A 21,458-nucleotide genomic window follows, 5' to 3' on the forward strand; every position below is an offset into this window, starting at 1 on the left:
GCGCAACGGTAAGTAGCGCTTACTGCCGCTCCAGGGCCAACTGGTAGGCTCGGTCGTAGTGCACGCGCAGGTTTTTCCAGTCGAACAGCTCGGCGGAGCTTTCCACGTTGTTGCGCTGCATGATTCGCTCGCGGCGGTTGAGCTGCACAAAGTCCCAGAGCATATCGGTCAGTTCGTCGGCGGCTTCATCGAAGCTCTTTTCCTGGCGCTGCACCACAAAAATGCCCTTATCCTCGTGGTTGGGCACGGTTTGCATTACGTAGTCGCCGAAGCCGGAAAGGTCACTGGTAATGGCGGGTACGCCCCGGGCCACGCACTCCAGCGGGGTGTAGCCCCAGGGCTCGTAGTAGCTCGGAAAAATGCCCAGGTGGCAGCCGCGCACAAACTGCCCATACTCCATGCCGAACAGGGGCGAAGTGGGGGCCACAAAGTCCGGGTGGTACACGATTTTTACCCGGTCGTGCTGGTTGTTGACCAGGTTGGCCCGGCGCAGGAAATTCAGGATGTCATCCTGGGCATCATCCACCAAGTTATGGGTGATGACGGGGGGCAGGCTAGTGGTTTTCCAGGTTTGGAGCAGGCGGCGGTAGCGCAGCTTCCAATAGTCGTCCACCATGCTGCTCAGGTCGGGCAGGCGGTGGTCGGTGCTGGCGGCGGCGGCATAGAACAGTCGCTCCCCCACCTGCTGCTCAATGGCCTCGCAGGTGGCCTGCACTTCTTCCAGCACGGCCCGGCTCTGCAAAATCTGGGGGTTGATGCTGTGGAAGGGGCGCTTGGTGATGAAGAACATTACTACCTGGCCTTCCAGCCCACTTTGCTGCAGGCGGTAATTAAGGCGGGCCAGCGCCTCCAGGGTCAGGTCGAAGCCTTTGTTGTGGTACTCATAGCGGCCCGAGGTAAACAGGTACAGCGTCTTATCCAGGTCGAAGGAATACGACTGGAAAAAGTGCGCCATTACAAACTCGTGAATCTTGCTCTTGTATTGCTGGTGCAGGTTCTGAAACTCATGCAACGCCACAAACCGCTCAATATTGAGGCCGTTGGGCAGCACCGCGTCCGGAATCCGGTCGAGCAAGTAAATGCACTCCCGCACCGTCAGCTCGCTCACGGTGGTAAACACGTGGGAACCGTGGGCCGCTGCCCGCTCCATGGTTACGGCCGGCTCAATGTTGAAATGCCGGGCCTCCGCCTGCCAGTCCACCTGCATCAGGTGGTCGTAGAAGTTGGGGTCGTTCATGGCCAGGTAGCGGCCCAGCAGGGTGGCGTGGGTAGTGAATACTACATGCAGCGGTACCTGCTGGCGGCGCAGCTCCGGAATAGCCACACCGGTCATCCACTCGTGAAAGTGGGCTACCAGGCGGCGAGGCGCCTGTACCTCCGCGGCCAGAATCTGCAGGTAGGTTTTGGCCAACTCCCCAAACGCGACTACCTGGTGCAGCAGGTCGTCACTATCGGGCACCGGAATATGGTGGTGGTGCCACAGGTCGGTTTTGATCTGGCCCAGGCGGGGGTAGGCCTGGTAAGGGTTGATGAGTACCACGCGGGGCCGGCCCGTCACCAGCCAGATACCCATGCACACATCGTAGCCCTGGCGGCGCATTTCGCGCACGGCATCCGCAAACGGGTCGGAGAGCTTGGCCAGCTGATAATCATCGAACGGCTCAAATTCCCCTTGGGCCTGGTGGGCGAAGTAAGGGCCCAGCAGGCAGTACCGGTCGTCCCAGGCCTGCACGGTGGCGGGCACTTTGGAGCGGATAACGGTGTAAATTCCGCCTACTTGGTTGCAGACCTCCCAGGCGGCTTCTACCAGCAGGGCATCGGGGGCAACGGGTTCGGGAGAGGGTACTGGAACTTGCATGCAGAACGGGCTACGGATGGGAGTCTCGGCAAGATATACGGCCCACCGGAGTTTCCGACGGCTACCGGCAAGAAAAAGCGGCGTTTTACGGCCCGCCCGAAGCGCTGCCGTAAAACGCCGCCATGATTGGCGAAAAGGCTACCCCTATTGCGGGTCCTGCGAGATGATGAGCACGGAGTAAGGGGCCAGCCCGAAGGTGCCGTGGAAAGGCTGGTCATCGTACACACCATTTTCCGCCTCCGAATCTACGCTTTCAAAGTTGCCAAATTCCTGGTCGTAGCCTTGCCAGTCGGAGTTGAAGCGTACCCGCCAGGTGCCGCCACGGGGCAGACCAATGGTGTAGTTGGGGTGGGCCCGGTCGGCGAAGTTGCAGAGTACTACAGTAGCGTCGCCGGGGCCGCCCTGGTCGCGGCGGATAAAGGCTAGGATTTTGTCGTCGTTGTTGATGTGGTGCACGTGCACGCTCTGACCCAGCAGGCCGCGGGTGTTCCCGTCGCCGTTGCGCCGCAGCCGAATCAAATCCTGATACAGGCGCACCAACCCAGCGTGCTCCTCGGCGCGGTTCCAGTCCAGAGGCTGGTCGTCGGAGAAGGAGCCGTCGGCCAGCATGGTCTGGCCCTGAAAAATCATGGGAATGCCGGGCACGGTAAATACCAACGCCGCACCCAAAGTAGAGCGCTTTTTGGGAAACCAGGAGGTGGCATTACCGGGCATAATTTCCTCCGTCACGCGGGCCTTACCGTTGGCCACTTCGTCGTGGCTTTCGGTATACACCACGCGCTGGAAGGCGTCGCCGTTGTAGCGGGCTTCCACGGCTTCGGCTACCGCAAACATGTTGCGGTCGGCGTCTTCGGGCGTTACCAGCGCGTCGCGCACGGGGTACACAAATCGGGCGTCCCACTGGGTAGAGAAGCCCTGGCCGCCCTCCTCAGGGCTCTTGGTGATGTACTCATTGCCCATCAGGTCCTCGGCAATGGTGATTTTCCAGGGCATCCGCTCCCGGATTTCCTCGTTCACCCACTTCATCAGGCTCCAGCCATCGGGCAGGTCGCGGGCGGGGTCGTTGGTGCCATCCACGTTGCGGATGTGGGCAATGGCGTCGCAACGCAGGCCGTCCACGCGGTAGTCTTCCAGCCACATCAGGGCATTGTCCCGGATGTAGCGGCGCACGGCTTCGCGGCCGTAGTCGGGGCGGTTGTGGCCCCAGGGCGTTTCGGCGCGCCAGTCGTTGTAGAAGTAGATGCCGCCGCCGTCATTTTCCTGCCACCCATCAAACTGCCACAGGTCCAAATCACCGGGCCCGAAGTGGTTGTACACCACGTCCAGAATTACGGCAATGCCGCGGCGGTGGGCTTGCTTGATGAACTCCTTAAAGGCCGTAGGTCCGCCGTAGTCGATTTCGATGGCGAAGGGATGAGCCGGGTTGTAGCCCCAGCTCAGGCTGCCCGGAAACTCGGTAGCGGGCATTATTTCCACGGCGTTAATGCCCAAGTCAACCAAGTGGTCAAGCTTCTCAATGGCGTCGTAAAAAGTGCCCGGCCGCTCGGGGTTGGGGGCGTGGAAAGTGCCGATATGCAGCTCGTACACCACTAGCTCGTTCCAGGCCGGCATCTGAAACGGTTCGTCATCCCAATCGAAGTTGGGGTCGTGCACCACTGAGTGGCCCGCTGAATGGGTTACTTCGCGGGCGTAAGGGTCGTTTTTGGTCAGCTCGCCCGCGGGCGTAGTCAGGTGAAACTTGTATTCGGTGCCGGGGCCCAGGTCGGAGAAGTCGGCGGCCCAGTAGCCGTCGGCTTCGTGCGTGAGCGGATGAGCGGTGGCGTCCCAGTCGTTGAAGGGGCCAACCAGGGTTACGGCCGTGGCGGCCGGGGCCCATACCCGGAACGTGGTGCCGTGTTCGTGTGGTATAGCGCCCATGCCGGCCTGTAGCACGGCGGGGGCGGAAGGGGAGTCAGTAGCAGGCATTGTATTGTGGAAGAAAATCAGCACAAAAGGTCAACAGTTAAGGCCTCTTTACTGCATCTAAATCAGTAAAGTTGTGCTCGGGCCCAACCAGCGGGTTAGGCAAGCCCGGCAGGCAGTTCGCAGAAAACCGTGCACCTTCGCAGCCCCGTGCTTTCAGGGCCCGTTACTAGAGCCCAAGCCGGAACCCTTGCCCGTTGCGGCCTGTTGCATAAAGCTACCACTCGCTTACTTTTTTACTGCGTGCCACGTCCCAAACCTGTTGTGTACGGCCTGTATTCTTGGACGCCCGAATACGGTCTGCGTTACATTCACCCCGCCAACCGCCGCACGTTTGAGTGGCTGGAACCGGTGGGTAAAGTGTTCGAAAAGATTGATGAAACCGACGATTGGATGCTGCTCCGCTACGATGAGCAGCAGTTTAAGGTGAGTAGTGAGCTATTCAAGGAGCTCTACGTGAAGCCCCCGTTCAGCTTCGGCGACCCGGTGGTGGAAACTGACCCCGCAGAGGACCAACCTGCCCACGAAGGTCTGATTTCCGACGTGTACTACGACGAAGCCGCCGATGCCTTCCGCTTTCAGCTGGTGGAGCGCAAGCGCAAAGTCAAGCGCATTTTTGAGGCCTCGGAGTTGGAGCTGCAATAAGTATCTAAACGCAGAAAGCCCCCGTACCTGACCGGTGCGGAGGCTTTTTGCATTAGGTAACCTGAACTTCTACACTCCCACCGCAATACCCACAACTACGGCCACGGCTCCCAGAGCCAGGAGTAGGGCATACAGCGGCAGCACGAACTTCCACCACTCATCAAAGCGCACTCCGCAGGCGGCCACAATGGCCATGAGGGCGCCGTTGGTGGGCGTAATCAGCTCGCAGAGGCCGGCCCCGTACTGGTAGGCCAGCACCGTTACCTGCCGGGAAAGGCCGATGAGGTCGGAAAGAGGCACCAGCAGGGGCATCGTCAGGACGGCCTGGCCGCTCACGCTGGGCACCGGCAAATGCAGGGCCGTGTGCACGCCCATCATACCCAGGGCGGCCACCCAGGCCGGCAGCCCTGCCAGCGGCGCCGACATACTGTTGACAATGGTATCCACAATCTGGCCTTGCTCCAGCACCACAAAAATGGCCCGGGCAAAGCCAATCAACAGGGCCGAAAACGCAATATCCCGGAAGCCGGCAATGAAGCCTTCGGCCGTGCCCGTGAGGCCCAACCCACCCACCAGCCCGGCTACCACGCCCAGCGTGAAAAACAGGGCGGCCATCTGCTCAAACTCCCAGCCCAGCTTCAAAACCCCGTACGCAAAAAAAGCAAAGCCCCCGAACAGTAGTAGGAGTACCAACCCGTGGTTGCGGCCCGTAGGAGCCACGCCGGGGTCGGCGGCTTCGGCCGACTGGGGCTGCACGCGGTGGCGCAGGGCGTAGCGCACGGTGCCCCCAATCCAGATGGCCAGCGCCAGGGCCAGGAACACCAGCCGGAACCCGCCCCCCGAGAGCAGCGGCAGCTGGGCCAGCTTCTGGGCAATGCCTACCTGGAAGGGGTTAAGCGGACTGAACGCCGCCCCCACGGCCGCCGAGCCGATACTGACGGCCGCCGCCGTGAGCGTGGGGTAGCCGATGCGCCGCATCAGAATCAGCAGCACGGGCACCAGCGGCACAATTTCCTCCTGCATATTTTCCAGAGCGCCCATGGTAGCAAACAGCACCGAAATGATGGGAATAACCACGGCCTCGCGCCCCCGAAACTTGCTCAGCAGCCAATCCACGCCTTGGCGCAGGGCCCCGGTAAGGTCCACCACCGTAAACGCCCCGCCCGCCAGAAATACCAGGAAAATTACCGCGGCCGCATCCACCAAACCCTTCGGAATATCGACTAAGGCCTGCAGAGGGCTAACCGGCGTGGCGGCTACCCGGTGGTAGGAGCCGGCTACTACCACGTCGCGGCCGGTGGCTGCATCGGGGTGGCGAGCAAACACGCCGGCGGGCAGCACGTAGCTCAGCAGGCAGGCCAGCAGAATAAAGCCCACCAGCAATACCAGCGGGTGCGGAAAGCGAATCGTCTTCATGCCGCGAAGGTACGTGCACGGATGCAGGAACGCGCCGCTACTTCGCCGGGAATGAGACTTTGCTGATTGTCAACCAACTTTTGCCCCTTACCGCACCACTCGAATTGAACCCGCCCGGCGTACCTTAGGGTTCTGAGGGCTGAGCGCATGAAGTACACCGAATTCAAACAGCTGCACATGTACCGGCAGGCAGAATACCTGCAGCGGCACGGCCACCTGCTAGCCGAGCGACAACAGGACAGCTTTCGGCTGCGGCTGTTTGCGGCGGGGGATTTTTATGCCGAGGAGTGGCGGGAACGGGACGCGGAACATGTTCTGTTCATTCACCTGTTCCAACACCCCGCCGGCCTGCACGATTACCTGGCCGCTATTCGACTGCCGGAAGAGTTATAAGATTACATATCGGGTAGCCGCTATATTCAGGCCATGAAGCCTGCCCGTTCTCTGCCGCTGCTCCTAGCCCTGCTGAAATTCAGCAGCACGTTTCTCCTGGCCAGCCACGCCTACGAGCTGCACCGCGACGAATACCTCTACCTCGACTACGGCCGGCACCTGGCCTGGGGCTATCTGGAGGTACCCCCGCTCACGGCCCTGCAAAGCTGGCTTACGTTGGCCTTGGGGGGCGGCTGGTTCTGGGTGAAATTCTGGCCGGCGTTGTGGGGCAGCCTCACGGTGTACGTGGTAGGTCGCGCGGCCCAGCGGCTAGATGGCGGCAACTGGGCCGTGGCGTTGGCGGGCGTGTGTTATTTGGTGGGGGCGTATGCCCGGCTCAACTTCCTGTTTCAGCCTAACTCTTTTGAGGTGCTGGTCTTCACGCTGGGGGCCTACCTGCTTATCCGGCAGCAGCAACAACCCTCGCCGCAGCGGTGGGTGGCGCTGGGCGTGGTATTAGGACTCGGGTTATTGAACAAATACACCACGCTATTTTACATAGCGGCCCTGGGCGCGGCGCTGCTGCTCACGCCCATGCGGCGGGCCTTGGTTACCCGAGCCTTCTGGCTGGGGCCAGGGGTAGCCCTGTTGCTATGGCTGCCCAACCTAGTGTGGCAGCTGCGGCACGGCATTCCGTTTCTGCACCACATGCAGCTGCTGCACGAAACCCAGCTGGTGCACGTATCGGCGGCTGAGTTCTGGCAGGACCAGCTGCTGATGAACCTGCCGGGGCTGTGGGTGTGGCCGGCCGGGCTGCTGGCGCTTCTGGTGGGCCGGCTGCGGGCTTACCGGGTGGTGGCATTGCTGTGCTGCGGGGGCCTGCTGCTGCTCACGGTGCTGCATGGCAAAAACTACTACGCCCTGGGATATTACCCGGTGCTACTGGCAGCCGGCGCGGCGTGGTGGGAAAAAGTGCTGGCCCGCTGGCCCCGTGGGCAGCGGGTGCTACGACCCGCGCTACTGCTGGTGCCGGTGCTGGCCTGCCTTCCACTGCTGCCCGTCATCTTCACGGTGGTGCCGCCCGGGCGCATGCAGCAAGTGGGCCGCCATTACCAGGGCACCGGCATCATGCGCTGGGAAGATGGCCGGGACCACGCCTTACCGCAGGATTTTGCCGATATGGTGGGCTGGCGTGAGTTGGCCGATAAAACCTGGGCTGCCTACCAGGCTCTGCCAGCCGCTACCCGCGCCCGCACGCTTATTCTGGCGGCCAACTACGGACAGGCCGGGGCCATTAACTACTACAACCGCCACCGCCCTATTCCCGCCGCCCACAGCTTCAACGGGAGCTATTTGTTCTGGCAGCACGAAGCCCCTCCGCAGCCCTGGCACTACGTGCTCCTGATTGATGACGAGCCAGACAACCTGGCCGCCCACTTCCGCTCGTTCTGCCGGGTAGGGGAGGTGCGCAACCCCTACGCCCGGGAGCGGGGTACGGCCATCCTGCTCGGCACCGCCCCGGATAGCGTTATCGTGCAGCGCATCCACCAGGAACGTACCCAGGGCCTGGCCGAGTGGGGGCGGTTTTAACGGTACCCGTACTAGACTTCAACTCTCGGTGTTGGCACCACAAAAACGGCCCGCCAATGAATGATTGGCGGGCCGCTAAGGGCATCTTACTGAAGCCGGTAGCTCAGCGCTTGACAACTACGCTCGACTCCGGCCGCTCCACATCCACAATTTCCTGCTTATCGAGCATGATCTTGAGGTCGTAGCGGGTAAGCTCCAGTGGGTCGGTGGCGTAGTTTTCGGGCCGGTTCAGCTCCTGTACTTTGGTTTCGTTATCGATTTCGTAGTTGTTCGCCAGCAGCTTCACCGCGTTGCCCGTCACGTCCTGCACTTTCCACAGAGAGTAATGCCCGTTGTTGGTGCGCACGTGGTAGATGTCGCCTTTGTGCGGGGTGGTGATGAACGACTGATTGGCCCGCTGGTCGTTGCTGTTTTTTACCAGAAGCCAGCACGCCAGGGCCACCAAAGCGGCCAGGCCCACAAAGTGCCACAGCGGTACTCTGGACCGGTTTTTCAGTTCCTGAAACGTCTGCCGCAATGAGCCGTCCATTTCCTTGGGCTTCAGCACCTGCCGGCAGTGGCCACACTCCGAGGCGCCCACTTTGCCAATTGGGAAAAGCGGTATCCAGTACACGTGGGCATACCGGCCAAATACGCTCATGCGCAACGTGTTGGTGCCAGAACAGGCAAGGCACTCGCCTGCTACGGGCTCGGTGAGGAGGTGGGAGGAACGGTAGCCGTAGATAATCATCTGGTATCGGGTGCCGGAGCGTGGGTTAGCGTCGGATAGCAGCCTTAGCAGCAAGCCGGGAGGCTGAAACACTGCCGAGGCATAATATTCCGAAATTTTGTTCAAAAAAGGGCGCGATACATATAAATTTTACTATTCCATCCCACGTTCATTGCGGATTACGAACTAGGGCCGTGGGCTGCCGAACCGCTGCCCGAAAAAGTCGTTGGCATTCCAGGTGGGGCGCTGCGAGTCCTGGGCTACCAGATAGCCAATCAGAAAATTGAGCCGCACGTACTGGCAGCCGGCCTCAAAGTCGAACGTGCCGTTGATATCGTCCTGGGGCTTGTGGTAGGTGACGGCCCGCCACTTCTGCACCTGCTCGGCCAAATTGTTCTTCCCATCAGCGGTTTTGTTGCCGTATTTGATGTGCAGTGCCGGAATACCCTGCTTTACGAAACTATATTGGTCGGAGCGGATGAAGCGGTTTTGCTCGGGTTCCGGGTCGTTTTCCACCGTCAGGTGCAGGAAGTTGGCCGCCTCAGCCACGGGCCGCGCCAGGGTGGAGTGCTGCGCCCCCAGCGCCACCACCGACAGCAGCGGGGCAATGATGGTGGGCATATCCGTGTTGATGTCGGCTACCAGCTGGGTTTTGGGCACCGTGGGCCGGGCCGCAAAATAGGCCGAGCCCAACAGGCCCAATTCTTCGCCGGTTTGCAACACGAGCAGAATGCTGCGCCGGGGCTTGTGTTTCAGCCGCGAGTATAGCCGGGCAATTTCCAGCACCGAGGCTACACCCGAGGCATTGTCGTGGGCACCGTTGTAAATGGAGTCGCCTTGCACGGGCGTGCCCACGCCCAAATGGTCGAGGTGAGCGGAATGCACCACGTACTCAGTGCGCAACGCAGGGTCGGAGCCCGGAATGGTACCCACCACATTGTAAGAATCCACATCCTGATACGCCGACTGCCAGCTGGCCGCCAGCGTGCCGCGCAGGGCCACCGGGGCCGGCTGGCCCTGGCGCAGGCGGCTCAGTACGCGGCCGGTGTCGGTGGCGGCATTGAGCAGCAGGGCCTGCAGCCCCGCGGCCGATAGAGTGCCCGTAAGCTCCACGCCACTGCCGCTGATGAAGGTGCGGGCGGCGGCCACGCGGCCATCGGGCCCCAGCACACTGGTAGCCGACAAGGGCTGGGTGGCCGCCGATGAGGTAGCTGCCGGGCGGGAGCTGGCAAACAGCACGCCCACGGCCCCGTGCTGCGCCGCCGTTTGCACCTGCAGCATCTGGTCCTGGCTGGCGGCGGCTACGGTGCTGGGAAACTGCCGGGGCGCACCCCGCACAATCACCACAATTTTGCCCCGCGCATCCAGGTTCTGGTAGTCGTCGTAGCCTTGGTCGGGAGCCGAAATACCGTAGCCGGCAAACACCAACCCGGTAGCAGCTAGCTGGGCCCGAGGCTGCTCGGGGTGCGGATACACGTGCACCTCGGTGGCGGCCAGCATCAGGGAAGCTCCGGCAGGCTGGTAGGTGATGGTGGCTCCCGGCTGCACGGTGGCGCGCCGCAGCAGCACGCGCTGCGTGAACCCTCCATTTTCGCCGGCGGGCTGCACGCCAAAGGTGCGGAGCTGGGTGGTTACGTACTCTACGGCCAGCTGGTAGCCGGGCGTACCGGGCTTGCGGCCCCGCAGCCGGTCATCGGCCAGGTACCGGATATGGGCCTGAATATCGGCCGGCCGAACGTGGCGCAGCACCTTGGCCACTTTGGGGGTAATGGTTTGGGCCGGAGCGGCCGAAGACACCAGCAGACTTAGCGCCAGCAGGACAAAGGAGCGTTTCATAGTCCAAAGTACGGGACTACGAGGCAGGCTCACACCACTTTTTCCAGGTCCTGCAGCAGCAACTCAATGTGGGCGGCGTGGGCATCCAGCTGCTCCAGCCCGGCCCTCGACTCCTCCAGCTTGCCCTGCTGGTATTGCTGTACCAGTGCTTTACCGGTGCGCAGCATCTGTTGCAGCTCCTGCTCCAGGCGCTGGTACGGTACGGTGGCGCCATACTGCGGCCGCACTGTAGTAGCCAGCCACGCGCCAAAAGGATTGTCGGCCAGTTGAAACAGGCTTTCATCCGGCTCCCGCACTCCGTACACTACAGAGCGCAGCCGCGACTTGAACAGCACCTGCTTGATGCGGGCCTGCTGAAAATCCAGACTGGTTAGCTCCATAAGACGTGCGTTAAGCTGCTGGCTCCGGTTGTTCGGTAGCCGAAGCAATTACTGGGCCTAGCTATCGGTACCGGGTTGTTCGAGGGCTTGCCGGGCTTCCACCAAATCCGTTACATCGTAGGCAAACACGGTAATGCCCGCCGGCTGACCGTTTTCTTCGAGGCGTTGGTAGGTAAAGTTGAAGTATTGGGTTTTCATCTGCCCCGAGGCCTGCATAATGGCAATCTTCACTTCATCCCCGATAAAGGCTTCGCCGGTGTTGTACACATTGTCCAGCAGCGTAATAAAGCCTTGGTCTACCAGTTCAGGTAGGGATTCAGCCACGGTGCGGCCTGTCAGCTGGCGGTCTGAGAACTGCTGCTGGTATTTCGGGTTCACAAACTCGTAGCGGTGCTGGGGGCCGCGCAGAATGCAGATAAGGGCCGGCGTGTGCATAAACAGGTTGTAGAACGTCTCGCGCTGCTGCTGTACCCGCTGAAACGCCTCGTACGCCTGGTCGGAAAGCAGGGCTTGCTGCTCGTTCTGCTCCAGCAGTTCCTGCACCATCTGCTTCTGGTCGTGAATATCGGTGCCACACCCCACCCACATCAGCAGGCTGCCATCGGCGGCCAAGCGGGGCTGGGCCCGCACCAATACCCAGCGGTACTGACCGTCGTGGCGGCGCAGGCGATACTCTACCTGGTAGGGCTGGCCCGAAGCCACGCAGTCCTGCCAGGTCTGCCACACCCGGTCCTGGTCGTCGGGGTGCAGGTTCTGGAGCCATTGCCGGCCCATCTGCTCCTCCTGGGGCTTGCCGGTAAACTGCAGCCAGCGGGAGTTGAAGAAGTCCCGGCTACCATCGGGCAGGGCTGTCCAAATCATTACCGGCAACGATTCAATGATGAAACGGGTCCGCTCGTTTTGCTCGTCCAAGGCCCGCTGCATTTCCTGATTACGAATTTCCGCCAGATGCCGCTCCGTTACATCCTGGGTACGTTGCAGAATGAAAGCCAACTCACCATTTTCATTGAGAACAGGGTAGTGAGTGGCTTCCCAGTACAGCTCCTGTAGCTGACCTGGGGTGGTGGGGTCTTCCAGATCGTAGCGAATCAGGGGCATGGTATGCGCCTCCCGGTAGCGGTGCACGTGCTCGTGCGACTCCCGGATGATGCGCGCCGACTCCTCATCAGCCGCTGGAAAAGCCTCAAAAAAGGCTTTCCCCACCACTGCCTCCCGGCTCTTCAACGACACTGCCACGTGCCGGTCAGTGTTATCCACGATGGTAGCGTCCGCATCCGGGGCAATCAGCAGGAAGTTATCGGGCAGAGAATGGAACAGCCGTTGATAATCGACGGGAAAAGCGGAGGAGTACATATAGCGCGGAGGTGAAAAAACCGGTAAACAGAGAGAGCAGAAATGGAAGCAGGCGTGTTTGGGCCTTAATTTTCCCTGGTAGGTCACTCAGTGCACGATGCATGAGTGGCAGTCTTACAAAACTTCCGCACTACGGCTTACTGGAATTATAGTTGCACAGGTGTGAACAGAATTCAGGTAGCCGGGCGTGACCAGTTCATTAACCGCTTTGCCCAATGAGTATTAGCAACTCAAAGGCGGCTTGCCGTAGAACAGGCGTGGTTACTTTGGAAACAGCTAAGCACGGCCAGATGCCGGCCGCATATCCTGACTGCGAATCATATGTAGGTGCGGAATACCGTCTTCCAGGTACCCGTTGCCAACCTGTTGAAAACCAAAGCTTTCGTAGAAGGTCTGCAGATACTGCTGCGCGCCAATCTGGATGGGTTGGGGCCCAAACTGCTGCTCTACGGCGGCAATGGCCTCGTGCAGCAGCGCCCGGCCCAGACCGTAGCGGCGGTAGCGCGGGCTCACCACCACCCGGCCAATGCTGGCTTCGGGATACGTGATGCCCGCTGCAAATAGCCGGGCGTAGGCGGCTAGCTGCCCATCCGGTGCGTAGCCCAACAGATGCAGCGCCGCCTGGTCCTGACCATCCATATCCTGGAACGGGCAGGTTTGCTCCACTACGAACACCTCGGAGCGCAGCTGCAGCAAGGCGTACAGCTGCGTGGTGGTTAGGTTGGCAAAAGACAGAAGCTGCCAGGTCAGGGTCATGAAAGAGGAAGTGAGAAGCGGTAGAAATAACGAAACCGGTAGCCTGCGCTAAGCGCGCAGCCAGCTGTGCATGCGGGGAAACTCGGCCGTGGTGGTCAGCCCCATCCATACTAGCAGCGGCAGGCCCAGGTAGCCGCCTGATTCGTACTGCTGCACCAACCATTCGGCCTGCCCCTTGTAGCCATCCGGGTGAAATACCACGGCCGCCGGTAGCCCCAAATGGCAGCAGGCCGCGTAGGTCCAGGCCAGCACCGCCAACTCGTCGCCCTCTTTTTCCGGGTGGTGTTCCGTGATGTTGCCGCCGGTGCAGGGTCGTTCGGCAGCTGTAGTTACAGCCAAGTGGCCAGCTTCGTGCAGAATGTCGCCGGGGTACAGCAGCTTACTCCGGTCGATGAGCAGGCACCCGTGTTCCAGCAGAATGCCCGGCAAAAAAGTAGGCTGCTGAATAGAAGTCTCCCGCACCTCCAATCCAATTTCCCGCACAAAGCTTAATAGAAGGTCTACCTCAGCGGTGAGGTCGGCAGCAGGGCGCGTGGGCAACAAAATCATTATGACGAGCTTAGGCGAGGAAACGGAGTAGTGCTTGGCTACAGAAGTTGCAGCCAGCAGCCAGCAAGGAGGGGAGTAAAGATTCAAGTTTTTTGATGAATATTTGTAACTGTTCAGGTGGGCCAAGTATGGCGCATCTGGTCTGCTCCCTCGCACTGTGCCCTACCCATTGCCTATTGCTTTCAGGCTGAATACCCACGCCCGCTACCTGCTGGTGCTGGCGCTGGCGTGGCTACCCATGCTGGTAACCGCTCAGGCCCGCAAGCCGCTGTGGCATTCCCCCCTCGATAGTCTGCAGGCCTTGGAGCGTCAGCCCCAGTCCGACAGCAGCCGCATTCAGCTCTGGTGCCGCATCAGCGACCAGCTGTGGGCTTCCGATACGGAGGCGGCGGCCCGCTACTCGCGGCAGGCGCTGGCGCTGGCCCGCCGCACCCACAACCGCGCCGGCGAAGGAGCCGCCCTGAACCGCCTTGGGGCCGCGTTGCGCGAGAGTAACCTGGCGCGGGCCCTGGAGCTGTTTCAGTCGTCGTTGCGGCTGGCCGAGCAGCTGCACGACACCACGCTGCAGTCCCAGAACATGCGCAGCATCGGCATCATTTACGTGTATTTGCGCGACCGGCAGCTGGGGCTGTCCTACTATTTCCGAGGGCTACGGCTGGATAGTCTGCTGGGCGACAAGCGGCGCATTGTGGTGGACCTGAGCAACATCGGGCTGGCCTACGACCTGTACAACCAGCTGGATTCGGCGGCTTATTATCAAAACCGGGCCTACGCCCTGGCCCAACGGCTGCACTCCTCCACCAACTACATCCTGTACGGGCTGGGCAATGTGGCCCGTAAGCAGGCGCAGTTTTCGGAGGCGCTGGGGTATTACCGCCGCAGCATAGCCGAATCGAAGCGGCGGCGGCATTTGCGCAGCCTGAATTTCTCTTACCTGGGCATGGCCGCCCTGTACCAGCAGCTCCACCAGCCCGATTCCAGCATTTACTACGCCCGGCTGGGGGCGCAGGCGGCCCGAGCCAACGGCTTTCTGCGGGGCGTGCTCAATGCCAGCGTTATTCTGACCCAGGAGTTTGAGCAGCGCCGCCAGCTGGATAGCGCCTTCCGCTACCAAAAAGTGCTGGTAGCCATGAAGGATACACTGTTCGGGCAGGAAAAAGTGATGCGCCTGCAGAACGTGGATTACCAGCAACGTCAGCGCGACCAGCAGACCGCCGCCGCCCAGCAGGCCCTGCATAACCGCTACCAGACTTATGGGCTGCTGGCCGGAGTAGCGGGTTTGCTGCTGCTGCTGGCCCTGCTGGTGCGTCACGACCGGCAGCAGCAACGCACCAACGCGGCCCTGCAGACCTCTTTGGCCGAGTTGAAACAGGCCCAGCTAATGCTGGTGCAGCGCGAGAAAATGGCGTTTCTGGGCGAACTGACCGCCGGGGTAGCTCACGAGTTGCAAAACCCCCTGAGTTTTGTGAAGCGCTTTGCCGACGTGAGTACCTCTCTGGTGGACGAAATCAACGGGGCCCAGCAGCTGGCCCGCAACGGACGGCTGGAGCGGGAAATCCTCGACGGGCTCAAGCAGAACCTGCAGAACATCAGCCAGCACGGGCAGCGGGCCACGGCCATCATCAAAGGCATGCTGGAGCACGCCCGCACCGGCCAGCAGCCCCGGCAACTCACCAACCTCAACCAGCTGGCCCAGGAAAACCTGCAACTGGCCTATGCGGCCGTACAGCAGCAGTTTCCCGGCTTCGCGGCCGAGCTGCGGACGGTTCTGGATGAGGAGCTGCCCGAAGCCGCCGTGGTAGCCCAGGACCTGGGCCGGGTGCTGCTGAACCTATGCACCAACGCCCTGTACGCCGTGCGCCAGCGCCAGCTCAGCGCCGGTCCGGTCTACGTGCCCACCGTGGAAATAGGCAGCAGCCGCCTGTCCGATGGGCAGTTGCAACTGTGGGTGCGCGACAACGGGGCCGGCATGAGCCCGGAGGTACAGCAGCGCATCTTCGAACCGTTCTTTACCACTAAGCCCGTGGGCGAAGGCACCGGCCTGGGCCTCTCCTTGGCCCACGATATCGTGGTGAACGGCCACCGGGGCACGCTAACCGTAGAGTCCGGCTTGGCTGAGGGCACCGAGTTCCGGCTGACGCTGCCGATTAGCTAACGCTACAACAGGCGTAAGCACGACGATGTAGAGACGCGTATTTGCGCTTCTTGTTGAACGACAAGCGGTGCAGTGGCGCGGATAATAACACACGAATACGCGTTGTTATCGGTTAATCTGAAGTTATTCCATGCGATACTGCCTATACCTAGCCGTGGGGGGCCTGCTCAGCGCCTGCACTTCCCCGTCCACCCCGGAGCAGCCGGCCACCACGCCCCGCTTCCTGACCTACACCGCCGACCCGGCCCGCCAGCGCGTGGCCCTGTACTGGCAGGATGAGGCCGGGCAGCCTTTGCGTAGCCTGGGCCGCCTGCGTAGCTGGCTACAGCAGCGGGGGCAGCAGCTGGCGTTTGCCTGCAATGGCGGGATGTTTCACGCCGGCAACGCGCCCGTGGGGTTGTTCATTGAAAACGGGCGGGTGCGCACGCCCCTGAATACCAGCCGGGGCCGGGGCAACTTCTACCTCCGGCCCAACGGCGTGTTCTACCTCACCAAGCAGCGGCGGGCCGGCGTGTGCCCCACCGATTCGTTTGGCCGGGTGCGGCAGGTGCAGTACGCTACCCAATCGGGGCCCATGCTGCTACTGGCGGGGCAGCTGCACCCGGCGTTTCGGGAGCAGTCCGGCAACCGCCACATCCGCAATGGGGTGGGCGTGCGGCCCGATGGGCGGGTGGTGTGGGTGATGTCGCGGCAGAAGGTTACGTTCTACGAGCTGGCGCAGGAGTTCCAGCGGATGGGGTGCCGCAACGCCTTGTACCTGGATGGGTACGTGTCGCGCACGTACCTGCCGGCCCAGGGCTGGCAGCAGACGGATGGGGATTTTGGGGTGATGATAGGAGTGACGGAGCCGACAAAGCCGGCCAACTGAGTAGGCCTGACGCTTCATCCGGCTAATCCGACGCTTCAGTAACGGCAAGTTTCAGCGGTGGCGGCAGCGGCCCACTTTCGGGCATCACTTCGCTGCTCCCGCTATGAAACTGCTCTACTCCCTGCTGCTGTGCCTGCTGGCCGCCCTGCCCTTCGCCCAAGCCCAAACCACGGCCATCCACTTACTCCAGGGCACCGTCCGCGACGAGCGGAACCAGCCCCTGCCCGGCGTCAACGTATTCGTGCAGGGCTCCTTCGATGGGGCCGCTACCGATTCGCTGGGCGCGTTCCGCTTCGAAACTACCCAGACCGGGGCCGCCACCCTGCAAGCAAGTCTGCTGGGTTTCCAGACGCTCACACTGCCCCTCACCCTCACCGACAGCCCCGCCCCCCTGACGTTGCGTCTGCGCACCGACCATCACCAGCTGGGCGGCGTCACCATCACGGCTGGGGCCTTTGAGGCCAGCGACGAAAAGCGCAGCGCCGTGCTGCGCCCCCTCGACATCGTAACCACCGCCGGTGCGTTGGGCGACGTGGCCGGGGCCCTCAACGCCCTGCCCGGCACCACCCGCGTGGGCGAAGAGGGCAAGCTGTTTGTGCGGGGCGGGGCCGCCGGCGAAACCAAAACCTACCTCGACGGCCTACCTGTGCAAACGCCCTATGGGGGCTCCATCCCCAGCGTGCCGGCCCGGGGCCGCTTTTCGCCCTTCCTGTTTAAAGGCACCGTGTTCAGCACCGGGGGCTACTCCGCCGAGTTCGGCCAGGCCCTGAGCGCCGTGGTGCAGCTGAATACTACCGACCTGGCCCCCGAAACCCAGACCGGCGTTAGCCTGATGTCGGTGGGGGGAAGCCTGAGCCGGGTGCGCCGCTGGGAGCGGACTTCCGTGGCCGTTACGGCCGACTACACCAACCTGCAACCCTACTACGGCCTCGTACCCCAGAGCTTCGGCTGGCAGCAGGCCCCGCAGGCCCTGGCCGGCTCCCTGAGCCTGCGCCACCGCACCGGGCAGGCCGGCATGCTAAAAGTGTACGGCGTGTGGCAGCACCAAAGCCTGGCCCTGCGCCAACCCGACGCCACCCTGACCACCGAGCAAACCGTGGGCCTGCGCAACGGCAACGGCTACCTCAACGCCAGCTTCCGCAGCCCCCTGCACCGCGGCTGGAGCCTGAACACCGGGGCCGCCCTCACCCGCGACGACAACCAGGTGCGCCCCGATAACGTGCGCCTGCGGGAGCTGGAGGAAAGTGCCGTAGCCCGGCTGGTGCTCACCAACGACTCGGCCGGCACGCGCTGGAGCCTGAAGCTGGGGACCGAGCTACTGGCCCAGCACTACCGCCGCACCTTCCAGGCTACCCCCGAAGCACCCGTGTGGAGTGCGGGCAACTTCCGGGAGCAGCGGGCCGCCGCCTTTGCCGAAGCCGAAATTCGCCTCACTGACCGCCTGGCCGCCCGGACCGGCAGCCGGGCCGAATACTCCCGGGTGCTGGGGCGCTGGAACGCCGCGCCGCGCCTGGCCCTGGCCTGGCAGGCCGGCGAAAACGGCACCGTATCGGGGGCCTACGGACTGTTCTATCAGACGCCCGCCAACGACCTGCTGCGAGTGAGCCAGCAGCTGCGCTTCGAGCGGGCCCGCCACGCCATGCTCAGCTACCAGTACAGCCACCAGAACCGCACCCTGCGCCTGGAAGCCTACCACAAAGCCTACCAGCACCTCACCGTGTACGATGCCGCCCAGCCTCTCAACCCCCAGGCCTACCAGAGCACTGGCACCGGCTACGCCCGCGGCCTCGATCTGTACTGGCGCGACCGTCACACCCTCAAAAACACCGATTACTGGGTGAGCTACGGCCTGCTGGATACCCGCCGCCAGGCCCGCCAGGACCCCGTGCTGGCCGTGCCCACCTTCGCCGCCCGCCACAACCTAAGCGTAGTGGGCAAGTACTGGGTACAGCAGCTGCACACGCAGGTAGGCTTCACGGCCAGCTACGGCAGCCCCCGCCGCTACCACAACCCCACCCAGCCCGGCTACAACCAGGGCCGCCTGCCCAGCTACCAGGACCTGAGCCTGAACGTGAGCTATCTCACCCGCCTCTGGAACCAGTACACCATTGTGTACGCCTCGGTGAGCAACGTGCTGGGCCGCCCCAACGTGTTCGGCTACCGCTACGCCAGCCAGGCCGCCCCCGATGGCACCCTGGGCCGCACCGCCGTAACCCCCGCCGCCCCCCGCATGCTGTTCCTGGGCGTATTCATCTCCATCAACAAAAACAAGCCCGCCGACCTGAACTCCGCCCCGGAGTAGGTCAAGTAATGAACCCGAAAACGTCCCGGTCCGGCGGCTGCAAGCCGTCGGACCGGTTGTCGTGCGCGGCCGTTCGGAGTGGCAGCTACAAGCCAGCAGAACGTCACGCAGAGAGCAGCAGAACGTCATGCAGAGCCGCAGGCGAAGCATCTCGCGTGCTGATGTAGCAACTCAACGAAACGCTAAAACTGCTTCCGCAAGCGCAGCAGGGCGAGCTGAAAGTGCACAGCTCGCCTGGGCTTCTGTAGCTCCTCCGGCGTCCCCAACCTCCACTAAAACGCTGGCGCGGCCCTCACAGTCCATTGTCAGGGCGACAGGATGCAGTGCGCGGTTGACAGCAGCCCTTGTCAGGTGGTCAGTTTGCATTGTCACCTCGTCAGCGGCCCTTGTCAGCAAGTCAGCAGCCGTTGTCACCTCGTCAATAGTCATTGTCAGCAGGGCAGCAGTCATTGTCACCTCGTCAGCGGCCGTTGCCACCAGGTCAGCGGCCCTTGTCACAAGGGTAGCAGGTCTTGCCACGTAGTCAGCGGCTATTGTCAGCAAGTCAGCAGGCTTTGCGCAACGGATAGCAGCTATTGTGAAGTCGTCAGCAGCCGTTGTGCAACGGTTAGCAGGCAATGTGAGCCGGTCAGACGCCATTGTGAATAGGGCAGATGCTATTGTGAGGTCGTCAGTGGCCAGTGCGCGGGCAACGCGAAGTATCCCATAGCCGCAAAACCCCGGTGCCTCCAAATCAGTCAGGCCCCCGCCCCCGACACTTCATCCGGCTAATCCGACGCTTCGGTAACGGCAAGTTTCAGCGGCCCCGGCCGCGCCCCACCTTTGAAACATCAACCACCACAAACCCCCTTACCGCCATGAAAACGACCCTGCTGACCCTCGCCTGCGTAGCCGCCTCCTTTGCCACCGTAGCCCAGAGCGCGGCACCCGCCAGCCCCACTTCCTCGTCCGTTGCCGCCCCGGCCGGCACCTACGCTGCCTTGCTCACGGCTACCGTGCAGGAGCTGATGAGCACCGGCGACCCGGCCCAGCTCAAGCAGGCCGATGCCAAGCTGGAGCGCGCCGCCCTGGTTGCCCCCAAAGACTGGCTGCCCCGCTACTACCAGGCCTACGCCCGCGTCATCACCTGCTTCGTGAGCAAAGAAGATGGGGACGTGAAAGACAAGTACCTCGACCAGGCCGAAGCCGCCCTGGCCCAGGCCCGTAAGCTCCAGGGCGACGAATCGGAGCTGCTGGTGTTGCAGGCCTATATCTACCAGGCCCGCCTGGGCGTGTCGCCCATGCTGCGCTCCATGAAATATTCCGGCATGGTCACCGAAACCCTCTCCCAGGCCAAGAAGCTGAACCCTGCTAACCCCCGCATCTACCTGGTACAGGCCAACAACGTGTACTACACGCCCTCCATGTTTGGGGGTGGGGCCGAGGCCGCCAAGCCCCTCTACCAGGAAGCCAAAGCCCGGTACGCCGCCTTCACGCCCGCCTCGGCCGCGGCCCCCAACTGGGGCGAGCGGCAGCTGCTGGGCCGCCTGAAGCAGTACGAAACCGCCACGGCCCAGCAATAACCTCCTCTGCCAAAACGATTGGTGCCGGCCGGCACCAATCGTTTTCCTATTTTTCGTGCCTCAACCTCATTCGCCGTGCAATCCGTTGAATATTCCGAAGGGCTAAGCAAGTATTATCCGCAGTGGAACCGCTGGCTGCGCATGCTGGCTATCATGACGGCGCTGTCGATGGGGCTGAGCTTTATCTTTTGCCGGGGCTGCTCCATCTGGAGCGAGGATTACCTGGTTACGTTCGGCTACAACTTCTTCTACACCACGGGCCTGTGGCTGGCCAACGGCATGCCCTCCGACCTGCTAAACCGGTATGTAGACTGGACGCAGAACCCCTTGCGCCGGTTTCTGGTAACGGTGGCCGCGTCGCTGCTGGCGTCTACGGTGGTTATTTTTGTGGTGTCGGCAGCGTTTCGGGTGGGCTACCACCACCGGCCCCTCAGCTCCATCAGCTGGACGGTATTTGTGATACCGCTGGGCATCACGCTCATCGTGTCGTTGTTCATGCACAGCCGGTCGTTTCTGCTGAGCTGGCGGGAGGTATCGGTGCGGGCGCAACGCCTGGAAAAAGAAAATGCCCAGGCCCAGGCGGACAGCCTGCGCCGCCAGCTCGACCCGCATTTTCTGTTCAACTCCCTCAACGCCCTCACCTCCTTGGTGGAGGAAAACGACCCTGCCCGTGCCTCCCGCTTTATCCGCCAGCTCAGCCAGGTGTACCGCTACGTACTGGATAGCCAGGAGCAGGAAGTGGTACCGCTGGCCGATGAAATCCGGTTCTCCGAGGCCTACCTGTTTCTGCAGCGCACCCGCTTAGGCGAGGGGCTCCAAGTAGACTGGCAGGTGCCCGGCAGCCTGGACCAGTGGCTGGTGCCGCCGCTGGCCCTACAGCTGCTGCTGGAAAACGCCATAAAGCACAACGCCACCTCCCAGCGCAACCCGTTGCGCATCACGCTGGTGTTGGATGAGGCCAATGCCACCCTCACCGTGCGCAACTCCCGTCACGCCCGCCGCCTGGCCGATGGCGAATCGGCCGGGGTAGGGCTGAAAAACCTGCGGGCCCGCTACGCATTCCTTACGGCTCGCCCGGTGCTGGTAGAGCAGTCGAAAGCTGAATTTACCGTTACGTTACCGCTGCTGGAGCTGCACTAAGCGGC

17 protein-coding genes are annotated in these 21,458 nt (G+C 62.3%); 8 read left to right on the forward strand and 9 right to left on the reverse strand.

Features of this window, described 5'->3' with window-relative positions; genetic code table 11:
- Window positions 1-19: 19 nt before the first annotated feature.
- Both LF252_RS01485 and LF252_RS01490 read right to left on the reverse strand, forming a co-directional pair.
- Entirely contained in the window at window positions 20-1,858 is a 1,839-nt protein-coding gene (locus LF252_RS01485) for a glycosyltransferase (protein ID WP_226266589.1), read from the reverse strand.
- Between the two features lie 144 nt (window positions 1,859-2,002).
- Window positions 2,003-3,823: an alpha-amylase family glycosyl hydrolase gene (locus tag LF252_RS01490; protein ID WP_226266591.1), complete on the reverse strand. Its 1,821-nt coding sequence runs from the start codon at window positions 3,821-3,823 to the stop codon at window positions 2,003-2,005.
- A 240-nt stretch (window positions 3,824-4,063) separates the two neighbouring features.
- On the opposite strand from LF252_RS01490, the gene LF252_RS01495 reads away from it, so the two are divergent.
- A complete protein-coding gene (locus LF252_RS01495) occupies window positions 4,064-4,465 on the forward strand; it encodes a DUF6960 family protein (protein WP_226266593.1) in 402 nt (133 codons plus the stop codon).
- Between the two features lie 69 nt (window positions 4,466-4,534).
- On the opposite strand, the gene LF252_RS01500 is transcribed toward LF252_RS01495, so the two are convergent.
- Complete coding sequence (locus tag LF252_RS01500) at window positions 4,535-5,881, reverse strand: YfcC family protein (protein WP_226266595.1); 1,347 nt, start codon at window positions 5,879-5,881, stop codon at window positions 4,535-4,537.
- A gap of 147 nt (window positions 5,882-6,028) precedes the next feature.
- Between LF252_RS01500 and LF252_RS01505 the strand changes: the two genes are divergently transcribed.
- Together LF252_RS01505 and LF252_RS01510 are read left to right on the forward strand one after the other, a co-directional pair.
- Entirely contained in the window at window positions 6,029-6,274 is a 246-nt protein-coding gene (locus LF252_RS01505) for a hypothetical protein (protein WP_226266597.1), read from the forward strand.
- 33 nt (window positions 6,275-6,307) lie between these two features.
- Complete coding sequence (locus tag LF252_RS01510) at window positions 6,308-7,843, forward strand: glycosyltransferase family 39 protein (protein ID WP_226266599.1); 1,536 nt, start codon at window positions 6,308-6,310, stop codon at window positions 7,841-7,843.
- Window positions 7,844-7,946: 103 nt separating this feature from the next.
- Here LF252_RS01510 and LF252_RS01515 read toward each other — a convergent pair whose 3' ends face one another.
- From LF252_RS01515 to LF252_RS01540, 6 genes are all read right to left on the reverse strand, one after another.
- The gene (locus tag LF252_RS01515; RefSeq protein ID WP_226266601.1) at window positions 7,947-8,678 is read right to left on the reverse strand and encodes a hypothetical protein; all 732 of its coding nucleotides are present in this window, start codon (window positions 8,676-8,678) and stop codon (window positions 7,947-7,949) included.
- A gap of 60 nt (window positions 8,679-8,738) precedes the next feature.
- Window positions 8,739-10,388, reverse strand: a complete 1,650-nt coding sequence (locus tag LF252_RS01520) for a M28 family peptidase (protein ID WP_226266603.1) — start codon at window positions 10,386-10,388, stop codon at window positions 8,739-8,741.
- Window positions 10,389-10,417: 29 nt separating this feature from the next.
- Window positions 10,418-10,768, reverse strand: a complete 351-nt coding sequence (locus LF252_RS01525; protein WP_226266604.1) for a hypothetical protein — start codon at window positions 10,766-10,768, stop codon at window positions 10,418-10,420.
- Window positions 10,769-10,825: 57 nt separating this feature from the next.
- Window positions 10,826-12,121 carry a PAS domain-containing protein gene (locus LF252_RS01530; protein WP_226266606.1) on the reverse strand — a complete coding sequence of 432 codons (1,296 nt, stop codon included), beginning with the start codon at window positions 12,119-12,121 and terminating at the stop codon, window positions 10,826-10,828.
- Between the two features lie 276 nt (window positions 12,122-12,397).
- Window positions 12,398-12,877 (reverse strand): GNAT family N-acetyltransferase, encoded by a 480-nt coding sequence (locus LF252_RS01535; protein WP_226266608.1) that lies wholly within the window; start codon window positions 12,875-12,877, stop codon window positions 12,398-12,400.
- 48 nt (window positions 12,878-12,925) lie between these two features.
- Complete coding sequence (locus LF252_RS01540; RefSeq protein WP_226266610.1) at window positions 12,926-13,426, reverse strand: hypothetical protein; 501 nt, start codon at window positions 13,424-13,426, stop codon at window positions 12,926-12,928.
- 157 nt (window positions 13,427-13,583) lie between these two features.
- Here LF252_RS01540 and LF252_RS22945 point away from each other — a divergent pair, with 157 nt between their 5' ends.
- The 5 genes from LF252_RS22945 to LF252_RS22950 all read left to right on the forward strand — a co-directional run bounded on the left by LF252_RS22945 (window position 13,584) and on the right by LF252_RS22950 (window position 21,453).
- A complete protein-coding gene (locus LF252_RS22945; protein ID WP_226266612.1) occupies window positions 13,584-15,581 on the forward strand; it encodes an ATP-binding protein in 1,998 nt (665 codons plus the stop codon).
- Between the two features lie 130 nt (window positions 15,582-15,711).
- Window positions 15,712-16,449: a phosphodiester glycosidase family protein gene (locus LF252_RS01550; RefSeq protein ID WP_226266613.1), complete on the forward strand. Its 738-nt coding sequence runs from the start codon at window positions 15,712-15,714 to the stop codon at window positions 16,447-16,449.
- A 103-nt stretch (window positions 16,450-16,552) separates the two neighbouring features.
- On the forward strand, window positions 16,553-18,751 hold the full coding sequence (locus LF252_RS01555) for a TonB-dependent receptor (protein WP_226266615.1): 2,199 nt from the start codon (window positions 16,553-16,555) through the stop codon (window positions 18,749-18,751).
- Window positions 18,752-19,608: 857 nt separating this feature from the next.
- Entirely contained in the window at window positions 19,609-20,313 is a 705-nt protein-coding gene (locus tag LF252_RS01560; RefSeq protein WP_226266618.1) for a hypothetical protein, read from the forward strand.
- Window positions 20,314-20,388: 75 nt separating this feature from the next.
- Window positions 20,389-21,453: a sensor histidine kinase gene (locus LF252_RS22950; RefSeq protein ID WP_226266619.1), complete on the forward strand. Its 1,065-nt coding sequence runs from the start codon at window positions 20,389-20,391 to the stop codon at window positions 21,451-21,453.
- Window positions 21,454-21,458 lie beyond the last annotated feature (5 nt).

Source organism: Hymenobacter pini, assembly GCF_020421205.1.
Taxonomy (GTDB): Bacteria; Bacteroidota; Bacteroidia; order Cytophagales; family Hymenobacteraceae; genus Hymenobacter; species Hymenobacter pini.

Bases quoted from the DNA above. Each gene is read 5' to 3' on its own strand.
- LF252_RS01485 (WP_226266589.1), bottom strand. From the start codon at position 1,858: ATGCAAGTTCCAGTACCCTCTCCCGAACCCGTTGCCCCCGATGCCCTG.
- LF252_RS01490 (WP_226266591.1), bottom strand. From the start codon at position 3,823: ATGCCTGCTACTGACTCCCCTTCCGCCCCCGCCGTGCTACAGGCCGGC.
- LF252_RS01500 (WP_226266595.1), bottom strand. From the start codon at position 5,881: ATGAAGACGATTCGCTTTCCGCACCCGCTGGTATTGCTGGTGGGCTTT.
- LF252_RS01505 (WP_226266597.1), top strand. From the start codon at position 6,029: ATGAAGTACACCGAATTCAAACAGCTGCACATGTACCGGCAGGCAGAA.
- LF252_RS01510 (WP_226266599.1), top strand. From the start codon at position 6,308: ATGAAGCCTGCCCGTTCTCTGCCGCTGCTCCTAGCCCTGCTGAAATTC.
- LF252_RS01520 (WP_226266603.1), bottom strand. From the start codon at position 10,388: ATGAAACGCTCCTTTGTCCTGCTGGCGCTAAGTCTGCTGGTGTCTTCG.
- LF252_RS01525 (WP_226266604.1), bottom strand. From the start codon at position 10,768: ATGGAGCTAACCAGTCTGGATTTTCAGCAGGCCCGCATCAAGCAGGTG.
- LF252_RS01530 (WP_226266606.1), bottom strand. From the start codon at position 12,121: ATGTACTCCTCCGCTTTTCCCGTCGATTATCAACGGCTGTTCCATTCT.
- LF252_RS01535 (WP_226266608.1), bottom strand. From the start codon at position 12,877: ATGACCCTGACCTGGCAGCTTCTGTCTTTTGCCAACCTAACCACCACG.
- LF252_RS01540 (WP_226266610.1), bottom strand. From the start codon at position 13,426: ATGATTTTGTTGCCCACGCGCCCTGCTGCCGACCTCACCGCTGAGGTA.
- LF252_RS01550 (WP_226266613.1), top strand. From the start codon at position 15,712: ATGCGATACTGCCTATACCTAGCCGTGGGGGGCCTGCTCAGCGCCTGC.
- LF252_RS01555 (WP_226266615.1), top strand. From the start codon at position 16,553: ATGAAACTGCTCTACTCCCTGCTGCTGTGCCTGCTGGCCGCCCTGCCC.
- LF252_RS01560 (WP_226266618.1), top strand. From the start codon at position 19,609: ATGAAAACGACCCTGCTGACCCTCGCCTGCGTAGCCGCCTCCTTTGCC.